At 51.1% G+C, this 23,749-nt stretch carries 18 protein-coding genes; 6 read left to right on the plus strand and 12 right to left on the minus strand.

Features of this window, described 5'->3' with window-relative positions; translation table 11 throughout:
- The first annotated feature begins 426 nt into the window (after nucleotides 1-426).
- The 4 genes from AC3CB2_RS16375 to AC3CB2_RS16390 all read left to right on the plus strand — a co-directional run bounded on the left by AC3CB2_RS16375 (nucleotide 427) and on the right by AC3CB2_RS16390 (nucleotide 7,796).
- Nucleotides 427-3,660 (plus strand): PAS domain-containing sensor histidine kinase, encoded by a 3,234-nt coding sequence (locus tag AC3CB2_RS16375; protein ID WP_352934404.1) that lies wholly within the window; start codon nucleotides 427-429, stop codon nucleotides 3,658-3,660.
- Nucleotides 3,661-3,699: 39 nt separating this feature from the next.
- Nucleotides 3,700-4,668, plus strand: a complete 969-nt coding sequence (locus AC3CB2_RS16380; RefSeq protein WP_352934407.1) for a threonine dehydratase — start codon at nucleotides 3,700-3,702, stop codon at nucleotides 4,666-4,668.
- Between the two features lie 305 nt (nucleotides 4,669-4,973).
- A complete protein-coding gene (locus tag AC3CB2_RS16385; RefSeq protein WP_054784704.1) occupies nucleotides 4,974-6,023 on the plus strand; it encodes a Fe(3+) ABC transporter substrate-binding protein in 1,050 nt (349 codons plus the stop codon).
- 147 nt (nucleotides 6,024-6,170) lie between these two features.
- Nucleotides 6,171-7,796, plus strand: coding sequence for an ABC transporter permease (locus AC3CB2_RS16390; protein ID WP_425328959.1), 1,626 nt, complete (start codon nucleotides 6,171-6,173; stop codon nucleotides 7,794-7,796).
- A gap of 85 nt (nucleotides 7,797-7,881) precedes the next feature.
- Here the strand turns inward: AC3CB2_RS16390 and AC3CB2_RS16395 are convergent, their stop codons facing one another.
- The 9 genes from AC3CB2_RS16395 to AC3CB2_RS16435 form a co-directional block, all read right to left on the minus strand.
- Entirely contained in the window at nucleotides 7,882-8,526 is a 645-nt protein-coding gene (locus AC3CB2_RS16395; RefSeq protein WP_352934413.1) for a LysE family translocator, read from the minus strand.
- 57 nt (nucleotides 8,527-8,583) lie between these two features.
- Nucleotides 8,584-8,961, minus strand: a complete 378-nt coding sequence (locus tag AC3CB2_RS16400; RefSeq protein WP_352934416.1) for a RidA family protein — start codon at nucleotides 8,959-8,961, stop codon at nucleotides 8,584-8,586.
- An 18-nt stretch (nucleotides 8,962-8,979) separates the two neighbouring features.
- On the minus strand, nucleotides 8,980-9,693 hold the full coding sequence (locus AC3CB2_RS16405) for a YrbL family protein (RefSeq protein WP_352934419.1): 714 nt from the start codon (nucleotides 9,691-9,693) through the stop codon (nucleotides 8,980-8,982).
- Between the two features lie 72 nt (nucleotides 9,694-9,765).
- Nucleotides 9,766-10,395, minus strand: a complete 630-nt coding sequence (locus tag AC3CB2_RS16410) for a CoA transferase subunit B (protein WP_008553169.1) — start codon at nucleotides 10,393-10,395, stop codon at nucleotides 9,766-9,768.
- A 15-nt stretch (nucleotides 10,396-10,410) separates the two neighbouring features.
- Nucleotides 10,411-11,106 carry a CoA transferase subunit A gene (locus AC3CB2_RS16415; protein WP_014284048.1) on the minus strand — a complete coding sequence of 232 codons (696 nt, stop codon included), beginning with the start codon at nucleotides 11,104-11,106 and terminating at the stop codon, nucleotides 10,411-10,413.
- Nucleotides 11,107-11,408: 302 nt separating this feature from the next.
- On the minus strand, nucleotides 11,409-12,230 hold the full coding sequence (locus AC3CB2_RS16420) for an ABC transporter permease (protein WP_352934423.1): 822 nt from the start codon (nucleotides 12,228-12,230) through the stop codon (nucleotides 11,409-11,411).
- Nucleotides 12,230-13,231 carry an ABC transporter permease subunit gene (locus AC3CB2_RS16425; RefSeq protein ID WP_352934426.1) on the minus strand — a complete coding sequence of 334 codons (1,002 nt, stop codon included), beginning with the start codon at nucleotides 13,229-13,231 and terminating at the stop codon, nucleotides 12,230-12,232. The genes AC3CB2_RS16420 and AC3CB2_RS16425 overlap by 1 nt, the downstream gene beginning before the upstream one ends.
- A gap of 10 nt (nucleotides 13,232-13,241) precedes the next feature.
- The gene (locus tag AC3CB2_RS16430) at nucleotides 13,242-14,393 is read right to left on the minus strand and encodes an ABC transporter ATP-binding protein (RefSeq protein WP_352934429.1); all 1,152 of its coding nucleotides are present in this window, start codon (nucleotides 14,391-14,393) and stop codon (nucleotides 13,242-13,244) included.
- 92 nt (nucleotides 14,394-14,485) lie between these two features.
- Nucleotides 14,486-15,577, minus strand: coding sequence for a polyamine ABC transporter substrate-binding protein (locus AC3CB2_RS16435; protein WP_352934432.1), 1,092 nt, complete (start codon nucleotides 15,575-15,577; stop codon nucleotides 14,486-14,488).
- A gap of 740 nt (nucleotides 15,578-16,317) precedes the next feature.
- Between AC3CB2_RS16435 and AC3CB2_RS16440 the strand changes: the two genes are divergently transcribed.
- Both AC3CB2_RS16440 and AC3CB2_RS16445 read left to right on the plus strand, forming a co-directional pair.
- Nucleotides 16,318-17,718 (plus strand): glutamine synthetase family protein, encoded by a 1,401-nt coding sequence (locus AC3CB2_RS16440; protein WP_352934435.1) that lies wholly within the window; start codon nucleotides 16,318-16,320, stop codon nucleotides 17,716-17,718.
- 465 nt (nucleotides 17,719-18,183) lie between these two features.
- Nucleotides 18,184-19,467 (plus strand): GGDEF domain-containing response regulator, encoded by a 1,284-nt coding sequence (locus AC3CB2_RS16445; protein WP_054784237.1) that lies wholly within the window; start codon nucleotides 18,184-18,186, stop codon nucleotides 19,465-19,467.
- Nucleotides 19,468-19,487: 20 nt separating this feature from the next.
- Here the strand turns inward: AC3CB2_RS16445 and AC3CB2_RS16450 are convergent, their stop codons facing one another.
- The 3 genes from AC3CB2_RS16450 to AC3CB2_RS16460 all read right to left on the minus strand — a co-directional run bounded on the left by AC3CB2_RS16450 (nucleotide 19,488) and on the right by AC3CB2_RS16460 (nucleotide 23,704).
- On the minus strand, nucleotides 19,488-20,240 hold the full coding sequence (locus AC3CB2_RS16450; RefSeq protein ID WP_352934437.1) for an SDR family oxidoreductase: 753 nt from the start codon (nucleotides 20,238-20,240) through the stop codon (nucleotides 19,488-19,490).
- Between the two features lie 30 nt (nucleotides 20,241-20,270).
- Nucleotides 20,271-21,749: an aldehyde dehydrogenase family protein gene (locus AC3CB2_RS16455; protein WP_352934440.1), complete on the minus strand. Its 1,479-nt coding sequence runs from the start codon at nucleotides 21,747-21,749 to the stop codon at nucleotides 20,271-20,273.
- 89 nt (nucleotides 21,750-21,838) lie between these two features.
- A complete protein-coding gene (locus AC3CB2_RS16460) occupies nucleotides 21,839-23,704 on the minus strand; it encodes an ABC transporter ATP-binding protein (protein ID WP_352934442.1) in 1,866 nt (621 codons plus the stop codon).
- Nucleotides 23,705-23,749 lie beyond the last annotated feature (45 nt).

Raw genomic sequence — 23,749 nt, forward strand, 5'->3', positions numbered from 1 at the left:
GAGCACCGCAGTTTACGGTACCTTAAGTATACAAGGATTGGGGGGTGAATAATTGAGCAGGTTGCTTCTATTGGAATTGACAGATGCGAACTTCAGCCTTCATTTGTTAAAGTCTAAGCCTTTATCAGGATTTAGCTTTTGAAAATGCCGGTGGGTGGGTTGCCATGAATGGCAAGCTCTGGTTTTTCAAAGCTTACAGATAAGTTAGGGTGGGGCTATAATTGGGAAAATATACCCCTGATAAATTGAGGCAGGTTTCTTTAGTAAGCTTACAGCAAAACCGCTGAAGTCGCTTACATGCCCGTTTCAAACCAGATATCATTTGATAGCACCGCCCGCATTGTGCCTTGGTGCCTGTGAAAGAGAGTAGATTGCGTTTCTCAACCAACCCCTTCTTGGGAAACCTTCAGAGTAAGGACCGAGCTCGTGGCTGACTTTGTCTTTAAACGCCGACAACGGCCGATCCGCTTCACTTGGGAGCTGGACCAAAACGGTTGCTTTCGCAGCTTCTCGAAGGAGTTCGCCGAGCTTTTGGGCCCACAGGATGCCGCGCTGATCGGCTTGCCGTTTGATGCTGTCCGCAAAAAGCTGAAAATGGGTAAGGTGCCTGCGATTTCCAAGGCAATCAAAAAGCAACGCGCGATTACCGGCGCGACAGTGCTTTGGCCTGCCTGTAACTCAAACAAAGTTGTTCCTTTGGATCTCTCTGCACAGCCAGTGGAGACAAAGAGCGGTGAGTATGACGGACTGCGTGGATTTGGGGTTATCCGCAGTGTTGATGCCAAGAAAGCCGAAGAGATTGTTGATCCGCTTGTAGTTCTTGCCAAACTACGCGCGACGCTGAATGAAGAGAGCGATGATACAATTGCCCCTTCCGACGCAGCTCCTGCTGAACCAGAAGCAGTTGTAGCGCCGGATTTGGCACTTACGCTTGAACATGATCAACCTGAGCGCTTTGTTCAAGATGAAGTGGCACCCATTGAAGCGCTTTCCGAAACAGAACCTCATCTGGCGCCTGAGATCGTTGATGAGCTGCTGGATGATGGCGTGACTGCTCCTGGTTTTCTTCAGAGCGAGCCAGATATTCCTGAGCTGATCATCGACTTCAACGAGGAAGAAGATGAGGACGCGGAAGATAAAGCCGCATCGGAGCTTGCTGAAGATCAGCCGGAGCATGATGCCTCTGAAGAAATAACGGCAGAGGCCGCAATTGTTGTTGAGACGGTTGCAGAAGCTGAAGATGATAGTGAGCCGGAAGCCGACATTCCAGCGGCTGCGGAAAAGCCTTCTCATGAGGAAGGCCTGCACTTCCTTCAGGAAGAAGAAGAGCTAGAGGTTGAAGAGAACGAAGGCTTTTTGCAGCTGACAGATGCAGACGTTCTTCGCGATCCAACCGATCCTTTAGAGATTGCCGTTCCGGCTGAAGCTGAGACTCAGATGGAAGAGCCATCTGAGCCAGCAATGGCAGATGCTGAAGCCCCTGCTCCTGAACTGGCCGAACACGCAACAGCTGAGACAGATCTGCAGGCTTTTGAAGAGGATCTTACAGAGCCTGAAGCAGTGGCAGCGGAGGCCGTTGAGAGTGTTAGCGCTGCGCCGATCATTCCTGAGCCAACCAGCAAGGATGATTTTGAGCGCGCCATTGCCAATCTGCCTGATGCACCTCAGAAGCAAAACAGAGCTGGCCCACGCAGCCTTGCGGAGCTGACCAACAGCATTGTGCGTTTGGTCGACAAGCATCCAGTTGCCCGCGAAAACACTGGTCTTTCTAAGCCTGAGCAGGACGCATTCGACAAGATTGCCCGTGCACTCGGCGCTGAAAAGAAAGAAGAGCAGTCTGCAAAGGTTGCAGTTGCTCCGGCTGAAGCCGTTGAAGACATTCCGGCAACACCAGAGGAAGCAGCAGCCGTTGCTGTTGCAGAAACCGATGTTGTTGAACATGAAGCTTCAGAAGAAGCCACTAAAACCCCAGACAATATCATTCCGCTGCCGGCAGAGCCTACTCCACGCGAAGACGCTGTGGAGGCTGAGCCGAAGCAAGACAATGTGACCCATGTGGTCCTGCCTCGTGTCCCGCCGGACATTGAGGAAGCAGCAGAGCGTGCACGTGAAAAAACCGGACGCATTCCAGACAAGCCAATCGTCGCACCAATTGATCCGCGTTTACTGGATCGCTTGCCGATTGGCGTTGCTGTTGTTCGTGATCGAGACGTTGTTTACGCCAATGATACATTGCTCGAGCTGCTTGGGTACGAGCGTTTCGAAGCACTGAACGAGGCAGGTGGTCTGGAAGCAATCTTCGCTGAGCCGGAAGAATGCCCTACTCCAAGCCCTCAAACCGTGGACCGGATTGTTCATGTACGACTTGCGGAAGGCGGTGTGCTTTCTGTTGACGCACGTATGCATGCGGTTCCGTGGAATGGCGCTCAGGCTCTGATGATTTCAGTGGTCGAGAAGATCCAGAATGAGGCCACAGCAAGCACCTCTGCACCTGCATCGCATACCTCAGCTCCGGTAGCTCCCAGTTCTCAAGTGGAACATCTGCATACGCGGATTGAAGAATTGGAGTCTGTGCTGGCCACAGCAACCGACGGTGTGCTCGTGATGGATCAGCGCGGCATCATCCGCAGCGCGAACCACTCAGCTGAAGCGTTGTTTAATGCTAGCGAGGACGATCTTCTCGGTGCCCCGTTTACAACCTTCCTAGCAGATGAAAGCCACATAGCTGCGCTCGACTATCTGGATGGTCTGGTTGCAAACGGCGTTTCCAGCGTGCTCAATGACGGCCGTGAGATAATTTGCCAGACATTGGATGGCGATATCTTTCCAACCTTCCTAAGCATGGGGCGTGTCAGCGGTGCAAACGAGCAACTGTTCTGTGCGGTTCTGCGTGACATCACGCAGTTCAAACGTGCTGAAGAAGAGTTGGTCAGCGCGCGTTACAAGGCTGAGGAAGCCAATACGCATAAGTCCGAGTATCTGACCAAGATCAGCCACGAGATCCGTACACCTTTGAATGCCGTGATCGGGTTCTCCGAGGTGATGCAGGAAGAGCGTTTCGGTGAGCTGGGCAATGTGCGTTATAAAGAGTATGCGCGCGATATTCATCGTTCTTGCTCTCACATGCTGACACTCATCAATGATCTGCTTGATCTTGCCAAGATTGAAGCCGGTAAGATGGATCTGGCATTTGAAGCCGTTTCAGCGGCGGATATCATCAATGAATGCGTTGCTTTATTGCAGCCTCAGGCCAATGAGCAGCGGGTCATCATTCGTGCAAGCACGCCGTTATCCGTGCCGAAGATTGTTGCTGATCCAAAGACGCTTCGTCAGATCACGTTGAATCTGCTTTCCAATGCCATCAAGTTCAACCGATCCGGTGGCCAGGTGATTGTCTCGCTTGTGCTTGATCCTAATGGTGAAGTTCATTTGCGAGTTCGCGATACGGGCCACGGCATGTCGAAGGCTGATCTTGAAGCAGCGCTTCAGCCGTTCCGCCGTCTCAACGCTTCAGCCTCAACAGAAGGGTCTGGTCTTGGTCTTCCATTAACCAAAGCCCTTGTGGAAGCGAACCGCGCTTCGTTTTCAATAAATTCTGAAGAGGATGAAGGTACGCTGGCTGAAGTCACCTTCCCACCTCAGCGAGTTCTCGCCGAATAACGCGCTCCTGTGGTGGCTTGACCATCGCAGGAGATCCGCATGCTCACACTGGCCGCTTTGGAAGACGCTTCGCACGAGTTGCGGCGCTACATGGTGCCAACAGCGCTTTACAGCTGGCCCTTGCTGAATGACGCACTGGGGTGTGAGGTTTTCATCAAACATGAGAACCATGCGCCTACGGGCTCCTTCAAAGCCCGCTGTGCCCTGCTCTATCTTCTGCGCCAATCTCAACGCCATATCAGCTCGACTAGTTTTGTCGCCGCAACACGCGGAAACTTCGGCTTAGGCATGGCCTGGGCCGCTAAGGTATTGCATCAGCGAGCTGCGATTGTTGTCCCACAAGGAACCTCCAAAGAAACGACTGGAGCTATACAAAGCTACGGCGCCTTCCTCATTGAGCATGGGAAAGATTTTGAAGAGGCTCACGACTTCGCCTGCCAGATGGCTGAGGATTCCAAGCAGGTGCTTTCTCCCGGATTTGACTATGATCTCGTTTTGGGTGCAGCCACTTATGCGCTGGAGATTTTCCGCGCGATTAAGGACCTTGATGCGATCTATGTTCCTGTTGGTTTGGGCACAGGCATCTGCGGTCTGATTTCCGTTCGCGACCTCTTTGGGTTGAACACAAAGATCATTGGTGTGGTTGCGGAGAAAGCGGATGGTTGCGCCCGATCCATGGAAGCTGGTGAGTACACACTAACATCTTCCGCCAACACCTTCGCTGAGGGCATCAGTGTGAGAGGCCCAGCCAGAGAGGCATTTGCATTAATCCGATCCGGTGCGGAGCGCATTATACGTGTAAGTGAAGACGAGATCGCAGAAGCTATCCGGTTGCTCTACCGCACTACGCACAATGCCAGTGAAGGAGCTGCTGCAGCTGGTCTTGCTGGCCTTTCAAAAGAACGAGGCAACCTGCAAGGTAAGAAAGCCTCCTTTATTTTATGCGGTCAAAACATGAACCGTATCTGGATGGCCAAGGTGCTTCAGGGCGACACGCCTATTCCGTAAAATTGGAATCATTTCCGTTCGTTAGACATGGTGCAAGCGTGTACTTTTCCTCTTTCCGGCTCACTTGTTTTCAACAACTCTGAGTTTTTCAGTAAACTTTTTGACTGCGTATACGTAAGCCGCAATTGAAAATCATTCGCAATTGCAGGCAGATAGCAGCAAAAAAGCTGAATTTCATAGTTTAGAATAGTTCTATCTCTTTGTTTTCACGTAGTTTATTAGTTGACAGCAAAAGTCAACTTTCCGATATAACGGCAAATGACAAGCGTTTGCAGACGCATATTCGATCACTCAGGAGACTATCGATGAAGACGTTGCTTAAGGGAATTGGGCTGTCAGTAGCTGGCTTCGCACTTGGCACAACTGGCCTTGTTGCTTCTGCGCAGGCAGAAGGTGAAGTGAACATTTACTCTTACCGCCAGCCGGAACTGATCAAACCGCTTCTCGATGCGTTTACTGAGAAAACCGGTGTTAAAACCAACGTTGTTTTCGCTAAGAAAGGCCTTGGCGAGCGCATGAAAGCTGAGGGCAAGAACTCTCCAGCTGACATCCTGCTTTCCGTGGACATCGGACGTCTGCAAGGCGCTAAAGATCTTGGTGTTACTCAGGCCGTTGAAAACGACTCTATCAATGGCAACATTCCTGCAAACCTGCGTGACGCGGAAGGCCACTGGTTCGGTCTGACCACCCGCGCACGTGTTATCTACGCATCCAAAGATCGCGTTGCTCAGGACAGCATCACTTATGAAGAGCTTGCTGATCCAAAATGGAAGGGCCGCATCTGCACACGCTCTGGCCAGCACGTTTACTCCATCGGCCTGTTTGCTTCCATGGTTGCACACAAAGGCGACGCTGAAGCACAGAAGTGGCTGGAAGCAGTTCGTGACAATCTGGCACGCAAGCCAACCGGCAACGACCGCGCGCAGGTTAAGTCCATCTTTGCTGGCGAATGTGACATCTCCTTGGGCAATACCTATTACATGGGTAAAATGCAGACCAACGAGAAAGATCCTGAGCAGAAGGATTGGGCGAACTCCGTACGCATCCTGTTCCCGAATTCAGCTGATCGCGGCACTCACGTGAACATCTCCGGTATGGTTCTGGCAAAGCATGCACCGAACAAAGACAACGCAGTGAAGCTGATGGAGTTCCTTGCTTCTGGCGATGCTCAGGCTATCTACGCAGCGCAGAACTTCGAGTACCCAGTTAAGCCAGGTGTTGAGCCATCTGAACTGGTTGCCTCCTGGGGTACCTTCAAAGCTGATCCAATCTCTCTGAACGAGATTGCAGCAAAACGTGCGAAAGCAAGTGAACTGGTTGACGTGGTTGGTTTCGACAACGGCCCATCCAGCTAAGTTCCAATATCCAAATTGAGTTGAAGCCATTCCATGACATCCAGACACGGACATAGTGGATCGCCACAATACAGAACTGCCGCCCCCTCTTCTCGAGGGGAGCGGCTTCTCGCGTTTGGTACCTACTTTTTAACCGGCCTCGTCGTGATGCCGGTTTTCGCAATTGTTATTATGGCTATGGGGTCTTCGGGCAATCTGTGGCCGCACCTAATTTCAACCATTCTGCCGCGCTCAATCTCCACCACGTTTCAGTTGATGGTTGGCGTTGGCATTATCGTTTTCGTGGTTGGTGTCAGCACAGCCTGGCTTGTTACTATGTGCCGTTTTCCTGGGCGGCGCTGGTTTGATCTGGCATTGCTGCTGCCATTCGCTGTTCCAACCTACATTATCGCCTTCTCTTACGTGGAACTGCTGGATTACACAGGCCCGGTTCAAGGCCTGATCCGCGATATCTTCGGCTTTAAAACCTCACGTGACTACTGGTTCCCAGAGATCCGCTCTCTTGGTGGCGCCATGTTCGTGATGGGGTTTGTTCTCTATCCTTATGTTTATCTCAGCGCACGCGCATCCTTCCTGATCCAGTCAGCTTGTGCTCTTGATGTTTCCCGCACGCTCGGTGCTGGCCCAATACGCCTTTTCTGGAAGGTTGCACTGCCTTTGGCGCGCCCTGCTATCGTGGTTGGTGTGACACTGGCATTGATGGAATGCCTGAACGACATTGGAGCTGTTTCCTTCTTCGGCGTTCAGACACTTACGTTCTCCGTCTACGATACCTGGCTGAACCGCTCTAACCTGACCGGTGCTGCCCAGATCGCGACTATCATGCTGGTATTCGTTCTGGCACTGATGTTTATCGAGTACTACGGTCGTCGTAAGCAGCGTTTTCATCAGACAACCGGTACATATCGCGCTCTGCCAAGCTACGAGCTGAAAGGCTGGCGTGGCTGGGTTGCTGCTGTCGTCTGTGCGCTGCCGATTGTGCTGGGCTTTGTGTTCCCTGCACTGCTGCTGCTGAGCCGAGCGAGCCGACGTGTTGAAGATCTGTTTGAGCCAGCCCTCTGGGCTGCTGCAGGCAACACGCTCTGGCTCGCTGCTGTGGCTGCCGCTGTTTCTATCGGCATCAGCCTGACCCTTGCTTATCGCCGCCGCCTGTTCCCAAGCAAAGTGACCACCACATTGGGCCGCATTGCTTCCATCGGCTATGCCGTGCCGGGAACCATTCTGGCGGTAGGTATTTTGTTCCCCGTTGCTGCACTCGACAACATGATCTCAGAGGGCGCAGAAGCCATGTTTGGTTTTGGTACAGGCCTTCTGCTCATCGGTTCAGGTACTGCGCTCATCTACGCCTATGTTGTGCGTTTTCTGGCGATGTCCTACGGTCAGATCGATGGTGGTTTTGGCAAGATCACACCGCATTACGATATGGCATCCCGAAGCCTGGGGCAGACTGCCTGGGGAACCTTGGGCCGTGTACATATGCCATTGATGAAGCCTGTGATCTTGTCAGCCACGCTGCTTTCATTCGTAGAATGCATGAAGGAGCTTCCTGCAACGTTGCTGCTGCGCCCGTTTAACTTCGAGACGTTAGCAACTACGGTTTACAATGCCGCCTCTCGTGAGGCCTTTGAGGACGCTGCATTGCCTGCGCTCTGTATCGTGCTGGTTGGGATCATCCCGGTTATCATGCTTGCCAAGACAAGCGCTGATACATTCCGGGAGAAGCGCGGTAACACGCGAGCTGCAAAAGGTGCAGCAATGATGCCTGCCGAGTGACTTTGACCCGAAATTAGAACAATAAAAAAGCCGCCGAGAACTTCTCAGCGGCTTTTCTTTTATAAGAAGCAGTTGAACCCGTTCGCTATCGCGTCGCTGCAGCCAGTTTCAGAGCCATACCAACAAAGACAACAGACGCAATCCGGTTCATGACTTTTTGAGCTGTTACGGACTTGCTCAGGCGATCGCCAATGGAACCGGCTGCGAAGGCGATAGAGCCAAAAACCAAAATAGCAGAAACCATAAACACTATACCGAGCTGCAAGAACTGCGGCATGACCGGACCATAAGCAGGATCAACAAACTGCGGGAAGAACGAAAGGAAGAAGATCGCGACTTTAGGATTGGTGATGTTCATGATCACGCCCCGGCGATAAAGCGGGATCATCGAAGAATGATCAACCTTACTGTTCTGCTGAACAGGCTCTGGTTTTGCTCTGAACGCTCCCCAAGCGAGATACAGCAGATAACCAACACCAAGCACCTTCACAACAGTAAACGCCAGCTCAGACGCCTGAAAAATAGCAGAAACGCCAAGCGCAACCGCTGTTGTATGGAAGATGAGACCTGTACAAAGCCCCAACGTGACCGCAATCCCAGCCATGCGCCCGCACACAGCGGACTGTGTCAGCACAAAGATGTTATCCGGCCCAGGTGCCAGTGCCAGCAAAACAGTGACGGTGAAGAAACCAGCCAGTACGTCTATTGGGATCACACGGTGCTCCATCATTCAGAAATCCGAAGCGCACAATGCCTGATCTTCTTTAATGGAGCAAGCGTTTCAGCTCTAATCGAGCGCTAATGTCGCCTCGATTTCAATCTTTAAGTCAGGGTGAAAGAGGTTCTGAACTTCTACGAGTGAACTGGCAGGCCGATTGTCACCATAAGCATCTGCAAGAACAGATCGCAGCTCACCCAGCTCAATCAAATCTGTCACAAAGATTGTCACTTTAACCAGATTGGCAAGGCTTACACCTTCTTCCGCAGCAACTGCAGTTATCTGCGACAGGATCTCTTTAGCCTGCTGATCTGCTGCCTGCGCTTGAGCATCAGTCGCGAAAGCTGTGAGACCTGAGATGTGTAGCATTCCCTGATGTGCTACTGCATGCACATACGGACCAACTGCTTCAGGAAGGCAAGAGTAGGTTTTGCGTTGAAGAGGCATGACCAGAGTTCCCCCAAATTATGAGTTTAGATCTAGTTCGTCTTTGGCATCGGCATTTTTTGAAAACAGAGGCCCCGGTTTCCAAGCGTAGCTTTTACGCCGATTATTATAGAATTGAAGGAGACGGTTTTCCGGATAAATGTACTTACTAAAGAAGTAATAGAGCATCTTGACTTGAATGAATGGTTTGATGCTCTCAAACCATTGCTTCTTTTTGTGCCCAACACCATCAATTAGAACAAGTTTGAGTTCTCCATCAGCGAGTTCTTGGACGCAAATGTTCCATGGGCGAATGTCCTGACACAACACGGCATCTTTCACCAAATCACGCCGAAAGACTTTAAGAGCCTTTTTAAAGCGATCCGTTTGGATAAATAACTGATCTTCCTGCAATATCTTCATCAGAATTTGAGAGGGACGTCCTGATGTTTCGTCCGTGATCAAATCAAACATCGCACCGAAGCCCAGATTGGTCTCAGCTCGGCCTCTATAATTGGATATTGCAATGAAGTCTCGCTGCCCTCTTTGATCAAGCAGTTTCTCAAAAAGCTGCGCCTCCGCCTGTGTGGAGCCGGCAGCAGGTCCCTCTGAACTACGGTCTACTTTAATGCAGATCTTCGGGTTTTCCGGATGCTGATAGATGTTGCGAATACCACCAGACGCGATCAATTGCTCTTCATTCAGAGTTATCACAGAACAGATACCTTCGTTGAGAAGGGTCGTATTTAACAATTATTCTTATTAGTTACAAATAAAAAGAGAGGACAAATTGCCCTCTCTTGTCTTGCTCAGAATGAAGCTTGGTTAGTCTACCAAGTTTGCTTCAGTTTTTTCTTTTATCTCTTCCAGGGTCACACCGTCGGCCATTTCGACGACTTTCAAGCCGCCTTCAACTACGTCGAACACACCAAGATTGGTGATGATGCGGTCAACGCAGCTCACGCCGGTTAGTGGTAGGGCGCATTTATGCAGCAGCTTTTTGTCACCGCGTTTGTTGGTGTGGTCCATGATGACAACAACGCGTTTAACGCCAGCCACCAGGTCCATAGCACCGCCCATGCCTTTGACCATTTTGCCCGGGATCATCCAGTTGGCAAGGTCACCTTCTTCGGAGACTTCCATTGCGCCAAGGATGGACAGGTCGATGTGACCGCCACGGATCATGCCGAAGCTATCTGCGGATGAGAAATAGCTGGTGCGATCCAGTTCTGTGATGGTCTGCTTGCCAGCATTGATCAAGTCAGCGTCGACTTCATCCTCAGTCGGGAACGGCCCCATGCCGAGCATGCCGTTTTCAGACTGCAGTGCAACGTTCATTCCATCAGGAATGTAGTTTGCAACGAGTGTCGGGATACCGATGCCAAGGTTTACGTAGAAACCGTCCTGGAGTTCTTTCGCCGCGCGGGCGGCCATTTCGTCACGATTCCAAGCCATGATTAATGTCCTCCCTCAAGCTTCGCGTGTGGTGCGCTGTTCGATGCGCTTTTCGAATGAACCAACAACGATACGATCGACGAAGATACCCGGAGTATGGATCTGATCCGGATCCAGCTCACCGATCTCTACGAGCTCTTCAACCTCCACTACGGTGGTCTTACCAGCAGTTGCCATCATTGGGTTGAAGTTGCGTGCAGTTTTGCGGAAGATCAGGTTGCCTTCTTTGTCGGCTTTCCATGCTTTCACGAGAGACAGATCTGAGATCAGACCGGTTTCCATGATGTAGGTTTCACCGTTGAAGTCTTTGTGCTCTTTGCCTTCCGCGATCAGGGTGCCAACACCGGTCTTGGTGTAGAAACCCGGGATGCCTGCACCGCCTGCACGAATACGCTCTGCCAGAGTACCCTGAGGGTTGAACTCCAACTCAAGGTCACCATCCAGATACTGGCGCTCGAAGGTTGCGTTTTCGCCAACGTAAGAAGACACCATCTTCTTGATCTGGCGTGTCTGCAACAGCAGACCCAGACCGAAGTCATCAACACCTGCGTTGTTCGAGATGGCGGTCAGGTCTTTTGCGCCGGAATCTCGCAGCGCAATAATCAGGTTTTCAGGAATGCCACAGAGACCAAACCCACCTGCCATGACGATCATTCCGTCAAAGGTAAGTCCTTCCAGAGCAGCGGCAGCACTTGGATAAACTTTATTCATTATAAACTCCCAATACATGAGTTGGTAAAACTCACGTTTCTCATTCCCCAGAACGCAAGCAATACCGCCTTTTCATGCTGGCAACAGGATCTGACAAATCCATCAGTGTCAGCATCCTGCCTTTCCCTCCTAGGGAAAATAGGTATAGCGACGTCACCGTTGATAGACGTGTTTTATGTCCTCGCCAAGTGCTCTTTGTACCGAGAACGACTATTTATTGAGGTGAAAACCATAAAGCTGGGAGGAATGAGTGTTTGCAGTGCACAATTGCGCGAAAAAACCTCCCAGATTCATGAAGTTTCCTAAAGGTGGGCTGCTGCGAGTCGCTCTTCTTCCATGCGCTTTAGTCTTTGCCGCTTTGTGAGGAGAGAGGCAAAGATGACACCAACAGTCACCAGAGCGACTAGAATGGTGCAAATGGCGTTGATCTCAGGCGTGACCCCCAAACGGACTTGCGAATAGATCTTCATTGGCAGGGTCGTGGATCCCGGCCCTGAGTTAAAGCTCGCAATCACCAAATCATCCAGTGACAAAGTGAAAGCCAGCATCCAGCCTGCCAGCACGCCCGGGAAGATCTGTGGGAACGTGATGCGGAAAAACGTGCGGACAGGTGGGCATCCCAGATCCATGGCAGCTTCTTCCAAGGATCTATCAAAGCCCGAGAGACGAGACTGGACTACGATTGCCACGTAACACATTGAGAATGTGGTGTGGGCGATCATGATTGTCCAGAAACCACGGTTTTGATCGATGGCTACGAAGAGCAGCAGTAGAGACAAGCCGAGAATGACTTCTGGCATCACGAGCGGTGCGTAGATCATGCCGGAGAATAGAGTTCGTCCAAAAAAGCGCCCCTGCCTTGCTAAAACCAGCGCTGACAACGTTCCAAGCACAGTGGCCAGTGTGGCTGATGTGAGGCCGACACGAAGCGTGACCCATGCGGCTTCTAAAAGCTGCTCGTTTTGAAGCAGAGAGGCGTACCATTTGGTTGAGAAACCGGTCCATACCGTTACCAATCGTGACTCATTGAATGAGAACACAATCAGGATAACGATTGGCAAGTAGAGGAAACTGAAGCCCAAGATCAGCGATGTGAGATTGAACCAGCTTGGTTTCGACGGCATCACCCATCCCCCTCAGTACGACGGGTCTCATGCCGCTGGAACAACATAATTGGGATGATCAGCAAGGCCAGAAGGACGATGGCCACAGCAGAGGCGACTGGCCAATCGCGGTTGGAGAAGAACTCGACCCAGAGCGTTTTACCGATCATGAGGGTTGAAGAGCCGCCCAAGAGATCTGGGATGACAAACTCGCCAACAGCGGGGATGAAGACGAGGAAGCAACCCGCAATCATACCCGGTAGAGCTAGAGGAACCGTGACACGCCAGAATGTCTTCCATGGCGGGCAGCCAAGGTCTTCTGCTGCCTCAATCAATGTGGTGTCCAACTTTTCAAGAGAGGAGTAGAGCGGGAGCACCATGAAAGGCAGATAGGAGTAGATGATACCGATATAGACAGCGATGCTGGTGTTGAGGATGACCAGCGGCTCATCGATTATACCAATCGTGATCAATGCCTGATTGAGCAAACCATCTGTTTTGAGAATGCCGATCCAAGCGTACACACGGATTAGGAAGCTGGTCCAAAATGGTAGGATCACCATCATCACTAATGTCGGATGCCAGCTGCGTGGAGCGCGTGCCATGCCGTAAGCAATTGGAAAGCCGACCAGCAAAGTCAGCAATGTGGATAGGAAAGCAATTTGCAGACTAGAGACATAGGCCTGCCAATAAAGGGCATCCTCCGCCAGCCAAATATAATTGTCGAGTGACCATCGCTCTGCTGCTTCCCACAGGCCGGCAAGACCTCTGCTCCAATCAATGACAGGCAGATAGGGCGGAATTGAAACTGCGGCTTCTGATAGGGAGATCTTTGCGACAATGACAAAGGGCACCAGAAAGAAGAGGAGAAGCCAGAGGTATGGCACGCAAATAAGCGCAAAACGGCCCCAGCCCCCTTTAGGATTGGTCGGCGCATTTTCCGGCGCTTCTGGCTCATATCGTGGAACGGGCACGGTTTCGGAACGGGTGATGCCTGTAGAAGAGAGGCTGGGATCTGTCATCTGCCTCCCCTCATCGCGTCAGGATGACGCCGGCATCACTGTCCCATGACAGCCAGACCTGATCTTCCCAAGTGATTGGGCGCTCCACCAAGCGCGTTGTGTTTGCAACAATTGCTCGCAGGGTTTCAGTCTCCGCTACCTTGATGTGATAGATAGAGACATCCCCCATGTAGGCGATATCCCAGACTTCCCCCTGAATAGCATTGGTTCTGGGATGTTCCGGCTTATCAAAGGAGATGCGCATTTTTTCTGGACGGATTGCCAGAGCCGCATGGTCCCCAACGCTGGCAGGTGTCGGATAGCGCACATCCAAATGGTTGCCCAGAACGGATGAGAACATCTGAACGTCCTCATTCTCCTTCTTCGTGACCTGACCATCCAAAACGTTGATGTCACCGATAAACTCCGCCACAAAGCGAGAATTAGGCTGCTCGTAGATTTCACCCGGAGTGGCGTTCTGCAGTATCTTGCCCTTATCCATGACAGAGATGCGATCAGCCACCGTCATCGCCTCTTCCTGGTCGTGTGTCACAATGAGGAAGGTCATACGCAACTGCTCTTGTAAGTTGATGAGTTCCAGCTGCGTTTCTTCGCGGAGTTTTTTGTCCAAAGCTGCAAGCGGTTCATCCAGAAGCAGCACCTTTGGGCGTTTGGCGAGAGATCTTGCGAGAGCTACGCGTTGGCGCTGACCGCCTGAAAGCTGATGTGGTTTGCGTTTGGCAAAGCCTTCCAGTTTCACCAGACTGAGCATCTCATGAACACGGCTTTTGATTTCCTTGGCAGGAAGACCATCCATTTCCAGTCCAAACGCGATGTTCTTCTCAACATTCATATGCGGGAACAAGGCATAAGACTGGAACATCATGTTCACTGGACGCTTGTATGGCGGAACACCGGCAAGATCCTGTCCCTCAAGAAAGATCTGACCTTCTGTCGGCGCTTCAAATCCAGCCAACATTCTCATCAATGTGGTTTTGCCGCATCCTGAGCCACCAAGCAGAGCGTGAAACTCTCTCTTGTAGATCTTGAGGGAAAGATTATCGACGGCTACGAAATTTCCAAAACGCTTCGTGATATTCCGAAATTCAATATAGGGCTGCTCGCTCGGGTCGCCCCAAGGTGAAAATGCGCGACGTACAGGACCCAGCGGTTTCTTCGCCAATACTCCAATCCCTTTCGATGGCCTGTTTGTTCAATAGTTTAAGGTGGAGCTGCAGTATGTGAGACAACTCCACCTTCAAAGGCCAATTGGTTTTAGTGACCTGTCTTTACGGCTGTGAACGTGCGGTTCATGATGCGTTGTGCCTTCAACGGCTTGGCACCGATCGTGTACAAACGCTGCTTCACTTCATCTGTTGGATAGATGTTTGGATTTGAGGTCACTTCCTCATCCACCAGAACCGTCGCGTCTTTGTTGCCGTTTGCGTAGTAGACGTAGTCCGACATCTTTGCGATCACTTCTGGGCGCATCAGATAGTTGATGAACTCGTGTGCCTCTTCAACATTCTCTGCATCAGCTGGAATTGCGATCTGATCAAACCACATCTGAGCGCCTTCGTTTGGAAGGATGTAAGTGACTTCAACGCCCTTATCAGCTTCTGCAGCACGATCTGCTGCCTGAAGCACGTCACCGGACCAGCCATAGGCAAGGCAGATGTCTCCATTTGCAAGGCCGTTCACAAACTCAGAATTGTGGAACTTGCGGATGTAAGGACGGATGGCTTCCAGAAGCTCACCTGCTTTGCGAATATCCTGTGGGCTGTTGGAATCCGGATTGAGGCCCAGGTAATGCATTGCCGCCGGGAACATCTCATCCGGCTCATCCATGACATATACGCCGCAATCAGCAATCTTGGAGAGCTCATCAACATCAAACAGCAGATCCCAACTGCCGATTGGTGCATCTGGATTCAAGGCGCGGATTTTCTCTTCATTCACGCCGTACCCTGAGGTGCCCCACATATAGTTGACGGAGAACTCATTGCCTGGATCAAACACTTCAATACGCTCTTGCAGAAGTGGATCCATGTGCTTGAGGTTTGGGAGCAGATCTTTATCGAGTTTTTGATAGACACCAGCCTGGATCTGGCGCTGGAGGAAGGTAGCGCTGGGAACAACAACATCGTAACCGGTTTTGCCAGTCAGCAGCTTTGTTTCCAGAACCTCGTTGGAATCGAAAGTGTCGTAGTTGACCTTGATTCCTGTTTCCTTTTCGAAGTCTTTGAGAACTTGTGCGTCAACATAGTCGGACCAGTTGTAAACATTTACCACTCGATCTTCGGCAAGAGCGGCTGACATAGAAAGCGCGAGTGCCGCAGCTCCTGACAACAGAATTATTCTTTTCATTCTCAAATACTCCAATTTCAAAAACAGAGGTTTTGCGGGCGTTTTCGCCGCTCACCTCTGCATACAGCCGCCATGGTCTATCCTTCTGGTGACGGATTAATTTCGGCCTACATTCCAAACCAATATTTTATGGGAATGCCGAAGGCGCACAGTGAGCATGCAGCATCCCGCTCAGGTGATATTCCTGAGGCATTCGGATTTCTACTGAGTAGCATTAATCTGTGTCCATAGCAGGTTGGCTAAACATCGTTACTTTGGAGAAAATGCGGTCGTTTTATACAGATTTTCGATAGCTACCGTAGGGAGAAATCTGGTCGACCTTGTTGGACGCAGCTGAGTATCAGGCCAATCGTTGATCCGGCGCACTCCTACCCATGAAGCTAACTCGAGATTGGGAGAGTGCTAATGCAGAAGTTTTTCGCAGCTCCTTCTCAAAACTGCAGTTTATCAATGAGATAACGGGTTAGAAAGCACACATCACTAATTGCCCCTGAGGAAGAAAAGAAGTTGCTTTTGGCTGCAGATAAAATTCTAAACCAAAATATCTTTGCCTCGCGACCAAAAGGCAAAGTCAGAGTTTTAAGGTCCAAGGATATTTGGGAGATAGAAGCATCTCTGCTAAACTAGCTTTCCATCCAGAGATCAAACTGGATTCTTCTAGCAGCCACAAAGAGCTGATTTCCCATTTTATTAGTGAATGACTGTCATGACTATTTGACGGTGAACCTATTGGATATCCTATGAGTTCTGAAATTAATTCGGATGATGAAGCGGCGCTCAATATGCGCGGTGTGCGCAACCTTGAGGAAGCGCGCACCTGGCTGCAAGCCCGGAACATTGGAGATATTGAGTGTGTTGTGCCTGATGTTGCAGGCGTGCCCCGCGGCAAGATGATGCCAACAAACAAGTTTTTCAGCAGCAACACGCTGACAATGCCCTCTTCCATCTTCGCGCAGACTATCTCCGGCGACTACCCTGAAGATGACGATCGCTTTAAGTACAATCCAACGGATGGCGATCTCTATTTCAAACCAGACTATTCTACGCTGACAGTCGTGCCATGGGAGACAGACCCGACGGCTCAGTTGCTACACGATGCATTCACCAAAGATGACAAGCCTTTCCCGATTGCTCCACGCAATGTCTTGAAACGCGTTCTTGAGCTTTACGATGCTGAGGGATGGAAACCCATTATCGCCCCAGAAGTAGAGTTCTATCTGGTGAAGCCCAACACTGATCCTGACTACCCACTGGAACCACCTGTTGGTCGATCGGGACGTCCTGAAGTCGGGAGGCAATCCTATTCAATTTCTGCACTGAATGAGTTTGATGAGCTGATTGACGATATCTACGATCTTTCAGAGGCCCAAGGGCTTGAAATTGATACGCTCATTCATGAGGAAGGTGCTGCGCAGATGGAGATCAATCTGCGTCACGGCAATCCGCTGGAACTGGCGGATCAGGCGTTCATGTTCAAGCGCACCATTCGTGAGGCTGCACTGCGGCACAACATCTACGCCACCTTCATGGCGAAGGCGATGTCCTCACAGCCGGGCTCTTCCATGCACATTCACCAGTCTATCCTTGACCGTGAGACTGGCCAGAACATCTTCAACAACGCCGAGAATGAAGCGACACCAGCATTTTATCACTTCATCGGCGGGCATCAGCATTACATGCCAGCCTTGATGCCGATTATGGCACCCTATGTGAACTCTTATCGCCGCTTTGCGCGCGACAGTGGGTCACCGACCAATCTGTTCTGGGGTTATGACAACCGCACAGTTGGATTGCGTGTTCCGAGTTCGTCTCCTGATGCACGACGGCTGGAGAACCGCGTTCCGGGTTCTGATGCAAATCCTTACCTGGTGATCGCCGCGAGTCTGGCGGCTGGGTATCTAGGCATCAAGAAAGGCATCACTCCGGATAAGCCTCTTGATACGGACAACAGTGAGGTGATGAGCAAGCTGCCGCGGACGCTGCTGCATGCAGTTGATGAATTTGAAGCTGACGATGATTTGCTCGGTATCTTTGGTGAACAGTTCGTGGCGACTTATCGTGCTATCAAACTGGAAGAGTACGAGACTTTCATGTCAGTAATCAGCGCCTGGGAGCGTGAGTACCTGCTCATGAACGTCTGATTCCGACTCTCAAGGGGGTGGTTTACGCGCGAAACTGTGGATACCACACCCCATAGTTGCGACTCTCGAGATGCAACAACTTAATCTCTAACAATATTCGTTGAGGTCCTAAGCAGCATAGTTACGAAGAGATACTTTCAAGATCGTAAAATTTAAACCGATTAAGACTTTGAATTTAACTAATTACAAATACATATACGGCTCTAAATTTCGTTAAAACATCACATAAATGTGATCATATATGAAATTATACTTACATATTTTTGCATTTACTGGGTATTTAATTTCTTAAATTCTATTCTTTCATGCAATTTTTGATTTTATTTAATTTTATCACAACTTTATGTCTAATTTTAAATACATTTCAAATATTGTTTATTACAAGCCATATTCGAGGCTATTGATGGCGGTTAATAGGTTGCAAACGCAATTATAATCGCATTTGCTGGTTTTTGAGGACATCACATGCCAGATCAGAAAAAGAGTATTCTTCTCGTTGAGGATGCCAATTTCTTCGCTCGCGTTACTGAAAGCGAGATTGAGCGTGCGGGGCATTACCATGTCACGACGGCGAAAACGTATGCTCAGGCAAAAGCAATATTGGAAGAAGGAAAGGTAAAGCCGTTCCTTGCTCTTGTTGATCTGACGCTGCCAGATGCGCCAGATGGTGAAGTCGTAGACCTGACCATCAACGCAGGCCTACCTACGATTGTGTTTTCCGGACGGTTTGACCAGACCACTCGCCGATCCATTCTGAAGAAGGGTATCGTTGACTACGTTCTGAAGGATTCCCCTGCAAGTCTCGGATATCTTGGGGAGTTGGTGAACCGTGTCGATCGGAACCTGAACACCAAAGTCATGATCGTTGATGACTCTTCGCATGCCCTTGCACTGCTCAAGAAGCGGCTGCAGCTGTATTGCCTGCAAGTGATCACTGCAACTTCTGGTGAGCAGGCGCTCGAGAAGCTCAAGCAAAACCCTGATATCAAGCTAATTATCATCGACCACTTGCTGCCAGGTGCTACTGGCTTTGAGGTGATGACGCAAATCCGCCGGACGCACAGCTTCAACACGCTTGCTGTTATCGGTATCTCAGCAACAGACGACCCTGCTCTCACAGCGAAGTTCCTCAAGTCAGGCGCCAATGACTTCCTCAATAAGGCTTGTACGCCGGAGGAGCTGATGTTGCGCGTTTCGCAGAACCTCAATCAGCTGGACCGTATCACTGAACTCACCGAGATGGCGCACCGTGATCCCATGACGGGTTTGTTCAACCGCCGGCATTTGTACAACACGGTCGACAAGCTCCACAAAGACCAGATCAGAGCTGGCAAGGCTATGCGATATGCCATGATCGATATTGATCGCTTTAAGCAGATCAATGACAAGTTTGGCCATGAGACCGGAGACAATCTGATTATCTCTGTGGCGCATCGCATCTCTGATCTTCTTCCACCCAAAAGCGTGGCTATCCGGATTGGGGGCGATGAGTTCTGTGTTGCTCTGCCAGATATTGATGAACCTACATCCAAACAGTTTCTCTCTGAGTTGAGAAGCTCCATGCCTGTAACGGACCCCGGCAACGATGAGCGTACGTTTGCGCCGACCATCAGCGTTGGACTGTCAGCGGGCCACGAGAACACAATGGCGAGTGCTCTGCGGGTTGCGGACCGTTGCCTCTACAGAGCCAAAAAATCCGGCCGCAACCGCATTGTAACTTCCTCAGCCACCACTCTTGACGCTATGTAATCTGACGGCGCCATAAGCTGTCAGATTGTCCTACCCCCGTCGACTTCCAAAGCTACACCAGTGATAAACTGTGCTTCATCCGAGGCAAGCCAGAGTGCTGCATTGGCGATGTCCTCTGGCCTTGAGAAGCGCCCAAGAGGGATGCTCTCCCGAAACTGCTGGCGTTTTTCCGGCGTATCTTCGCCCATGAATAGCTCCAGCATTCCGGTTTCGCCCGCAACCGGGCACAGGGCGTTGACGCGGATGTTTTGAGGAGCAAGTTCAACGGCCATGGATTTGGTTGCAGTGATAACCCAGCCCTTGGAAGCATTATACCATGTGAGGCCCGGGCGTGGCCGTATGCCAGCTGTTGAGGCGGTGTTGATGATGACACCACCGCCTTGCTTTTCCATCTCTGGCAAGACTTCCAGGGTCGTCAGGTAGATGGCTTTGGTGTTGACCTCAAGAATACGGTCGAAGTTGTTTTCATCAACTTGCGTGAGCGGGCAATTGCGGTGGGTGTAGCCAGCGTTGTTGACGATAATGTCCAGACGTCCTGTCTTTTCGACAGCATGAGCCACCATGGCTTTCACATCTGAGCGGACAGTGACATCTGTCTCAATGAAGTAGGCGTTGTCGCCGATATCATCTGCCAGTTTCTCAGCTGCTATTCCATTGAGGTCAGCGATGACGACCGCTGCACCTTCCTGCGCATATTTTCTTGCAATGCCTTCGCCGAAGCCAGCAGCACCGCCAGTGATTATTGCAGTTTTTCCTTCCAATCTTCCTGACACGCTTTCCCTCCCCGCGTGTATTGGTCAGCTTTAAGCATGGCTGACGACAATGGTTTTTAAAGCAGAAAATTCCTTCAATGCCTCAAAGCCTTTTTCCCTGCCGTGGCCTGACTTCTTGACCCCGCCAAATGGAAGTTCCACTCCTCCTCCGGCACCGTAGGTGTTTACAAAGACCTGACCGGAGCGAATGGCTTTTGCTACGCGTGTGGCCCGCGCGATGTCTTTGGTCCAGATGCCCGCAACAAGCCCATAGGCTGTGCCGTTTGCAATGCGGATGGCCTCTTCCTCGGTGCGGAATGGTATCACTGACAAGACAGGGCCGAACACCTCATCCTGTGCAAGAGGATGGTCGATTGGCACCGGACCATAGACCTTGGCTGTGGTGTAATAGCCCTCGGTGGGCGCATCTGGGGCGATTGTGCCCTCCCCGATTAAAGGAATGCCGTCTGCTTCGGCTTGCTCGCAAAAGGCATTAACGCACCGTAGCTGGCTTGCATTGATCAGAGGGCCAAGATCGAGGCAGTCTTTGTATTGGCCTGAGACAACGCTTCTGAAGCCGGATCTGAGCATGTCTACTGCCTCTTCCCAACGGCTTTGTTGCACAAGCAAACGGGAGCCAGCGGAACAGGTTTGGCCGCCGTTCTTCAAGATACAATCCTGAATGATCGGTAGAGCTTTGCCGAGGTCAGCATCCTCAAAGAGAATTTGGGGAGATTTACCGCCCAGTTCCAGAGTACAGCCAATGTGATTACGAGCTGCTGCGGATTGGATCATTGCGCCCACATCCGGAGAGCCGGTGAACGTGATGAAGTCTACCTCAGGATTGTAGGAGAGCGCAGCTCCTGCTTCTTCGCCCAAGCCAGTCAGGATGTTGAGTGTGCCTGCTGGGAAACCAGCCTCCAATGCGAGGTTTGCGGTTTCGATGACAGAAAGACATGCATCTTCAGAGGGTTTGACGACCAATGTGTTGCCCATTGCCAGGGATGCCCCTGCAACACGGGCAAAGATCTGCATGGGGTAATTCCATGGCACGATGGACGCAACAACACCATGAGGCTCGCGGATAGTCATAGCGAGGTAGTCTGCAGCGATTGGAAGGGTCTCACCTGTGATTTTATCAGCAGCCCCGCCGTAGAACCTGAAGTACTGAATCGCGGCTGCGATATCGCCATAGCCCTGGCTGAGAGGCTTGCCGGTATCCCGAGACTCTAGTTCGGCAAGATGGTCTTTGTTTGCCTCAACAAGCTCTGCGAGCTTTAGCAGACACTGCCCGCGCTCACCGGCAGACATTCTGGACCACTCAGAGGATTCAAGGGCTGATCGGGCTGAGGAGACGGCCTTTCCAACATCTGCAGCGCTGCACCGAGGAATCGTTGCGTAGGGCAAGCCGGTGCTTGGGCAGATCATATCAATGGTTTCGCCAGAGGAAGCATCACACTGCAACCCATTGATAAGAGCTCTATATTTCTTCAGATTCTGAGAACTGAGTGTCGCGCCAAACTCGGTCATACCGCCCCCCTCGGATGATAAGCTTTGTGCAGGTCATCCAAACGCTAGATCATGTGGGAGGGCGGCGCAATTCTCTTCTTGGGGTAGTTTTATTGAGCTGCTGTTGGCGTGAGAACGGTTTCGGTGTTCTTCACTCCATAAAACTGATTGTGCCACAGCTCGGCATAAAGGCCGTCTTTAGCCAGCAGTTCAGCATGGGTTCCAGCTTCAACAATCTGGCCTCTGTCCATGACGATCAGACGATCCATCCTGGCCACCGTGGTCAACCGGTGGGCAATGGCGAGTGTGGTTTTGTCCTTCATCACGTCGTTCAGAATTTCCTGAATGTCAGCGTCCAGCTTGGTATCCAGCGCTGATGTTGCCTCATCAAGGATTAGGATTGGCGGGTTCTTCAGAAACACGCGCACCAACGCAATGCGCTGACGTTGCCCACCTGAAAGCTTGATGCCGCGCTCTCCAACATAGGCTTCCAAACCTTTGCGGCCTTTGTCATCTTCCAGCTCTTCAATGAAGTCCAAGGCGTGCGCTCGACGTGCAGCCTCGCGCACCAGTTCTTCAGTCGCATCATCTTTTCCGAGGGCGATGTTGTCGAAGATAGATCGATGGAACAGGGAAGTATCCTGCGTTACGAGTCCGATTTCTGCCCGCAAGGATTCCTGTGTGACGTCTCGTACATCCTGATGGTCAATGGTGATTGCTCCGCCTTCAACGTCATACATGCGCAAGAGAAGATTGACGACTGTGGACTTGCCAGCCCCAGAATGGCCAACGATACCAACCTTCTCGCCTGGTTGGATAGCGAAGTTCAGGTCTTTTACAATAGCTGTTTGCTGACCATAGGCGAAGTCTACATTGTTGAACTCAATCAAGCCCTTCTCATAGCAGAACTCTTTGGCCTCTTCTGCATCCGTCAAACCATACGGGCGCGAGAGGATGCTGATGGCTGACTTGAACGTGCCGTAGCCTCGAAACAGGTTGGTCAACATAGACAGCACTTCAAAGAGTTTGCTTTCCAACCGGATCACGAAGCCGAGAATGATGGCTACTTCACCCGTTGTGATGAAACCGTTCAACCAGAACCAGAGACTAGCGGCCCCCATGGCTCCTAGCGCAAGAATACTGAGCAGCGTGACGGACAGACGCGAGTTGGAAAGTTCTGCTTTGAAAAGATGTACCACATCGCGGAACTCGCGCATGTGGTTCTCGAAATAAGAGAGGGCTCCCCGGTCTCCCTGAAAGAGTTTAACCGTTTGAATATTTGCATAAATATCGACCAGAGCACCGTTTACGCGGTGTGCGCTGTCTGCCCCAATCTTTGCAACATTCTTGATGCGGGGCACGTGATAATAGGAAGCCACTGCGAACAAAGCCATCCAGACCAAAAGGACTGCTCCCAGGATGGGATGCATCCATGACAACGCAAAGAGAATGGTGCCGATAAAGACAATGTTCGGCAAGATCGCCACTGAAACCATGGCAAACATGTCTGCCACTTCGCGCCCGCCCATCCATGTTTTGCTTGTCAGGTTTCCCGCAAACTCCTTTTGAAAGAAGGCCATGTCCTGGCCGATCAGGCGCCGAAAGAACTCCATTCGCGTTGCGACCGACATGTTGTTGTGAAAGTTGAGCGACATGAAGAAGGCTTCGAGAAGCGAGAATAGTGGCCGCAAAACCAGAAAGCAAATGGCTGTACCAATGATAAAGTATTGATTTTCTTCCCAGAAGCCAGCAACGCCTGTGGCTTCCATGCGGTCTACAAGAACACCAACAAATGAGAGCATCAGGACAGTAAGGATACCTTCAGCGAAGACAAGGATCGATAGCAGAACCGTCTGTTTCGGATATCTGAGCATCAGGCGGATGAGGTGCTGGAAGTGCGTTCTTCCTTCCCAGTCGATCTCCTTAAGCTCAAAGGGATCAACCAGATTCATAATCCAACGATAAAAAGATGACATGGCCGGGCGGCTCCAGAGAATCGGGCGGGGACTTCAAGGGTAGGT

The sequence above is a fragment of the Pseudovibrio sp. SCP20 genome, assembly GCF_057774105.1.

Excerpts from the sequence above, each read along its gene's own strand:
- AC3CB2_RS16380 (WP_352934407.1), top strand. The coding sequence starts at position 3,700 with ATGCTCACACTGGCCGCTTTGGAAGACGCTTCGCACGAGTTGCGGCGC.
- AC3CB2_RS16385 (WP_054784704.1), top strand. The coding sequence starts at position 4,974 with ATGAAGACGTTGCTTAAGGGAATTGGGCTGTCAGTAGCTGGCTTCGCA.
- AC3CB2_RS16390 (WP_425328959.1), top strand. The coding sequence starts at position 6,171 with ATGCCGGTTTTCGCAATTGTTATTATGGCTATGGGGTCTTCGGGCAAT.
- AC3CB2_RS16395 (WP_352934413.1), bottom strand. The coding sequence starts at position 8,526 with ATGATGGAGCACCGTGTGATCCCAATAGACGTACTGGCTGGTTTCTTC.
- AC3CB2_RS16400 (WP_352934416.1), bottom strand. The coding sequence starts at position 8,961 with ATGCCTCTTCAACGCAAAACCTACTCTTGCCTTCCTGAAGCAGTTGGT.
- AC3CB2_RS16410 (WP_008553169.1), bottom strand. The coding sequence starts at position 10,395 with ATGGCTTGGAATCGTGACGAAATGGCCGCCCGCGCGGCGAAAGAACTC.
- AC3CB2_RS16415 (WP_014284048.1), bottom strand. The coding sequence starts at position 11,106 with ATGAATAAAGTTTATCCAAGTGCTGCCGCTGCTCTGGAAGGACTTACC.
- AC3CB2_RS16420 (WP_352934423.1), bottom strand. The coding sequence starts at position 12,230 with ATGCCGTCGAAACCAAGCTGGTTCAATCTCACATCGCTGATCTTGGGC.
- AC3CB2_RS16425 (WP_352934426.1), bottom strand. The coding sequence starts at position 13,231 with ATGACAGATCCCAGCCTCTCTTCTACAGGCATCACCCGTTCCGAAACC.
- AC3CB2_RS16435 (WP_352934432.1), bottom strand. The coding sequence starts at position 15,577 with ATGAAAAGAATAATTCTGTTGTCAGGAGCTGCGGCACTCGCGCTTTCT.
- AC3CB2_RS16440 (WP_352934435.1), top strand. The coding sequence starts at position 16,318 with ATGAGTTCTGAAATTAATTCGGATGATGAAGCGGCGCTCAATATGCGC.
- AC3CB2_RS16445 (WP_054784237.1), top strand. The coding sequence starts at position 18,184 with ATGCCAGATCAGAAAAAGAGTATTCTTCTCGTTGAGGATGCCAATTTC.
- AC3CB2_RS16455 (WP_352934440.1), bottom strand. The coding sequence starts at position 21,749 with ATGACCGAGTTTGGCGCGACACTCAGTTCTCAGAATCTGAAGAAATAT.
- AC3CB2_RS16460 (WP_352934442.1), bottom strand. The coding sequence starts at position 23,704 with ATGTCATCTTTTTATCGTTGGATTATGAATCTGGTTGATCCCTTTGAG.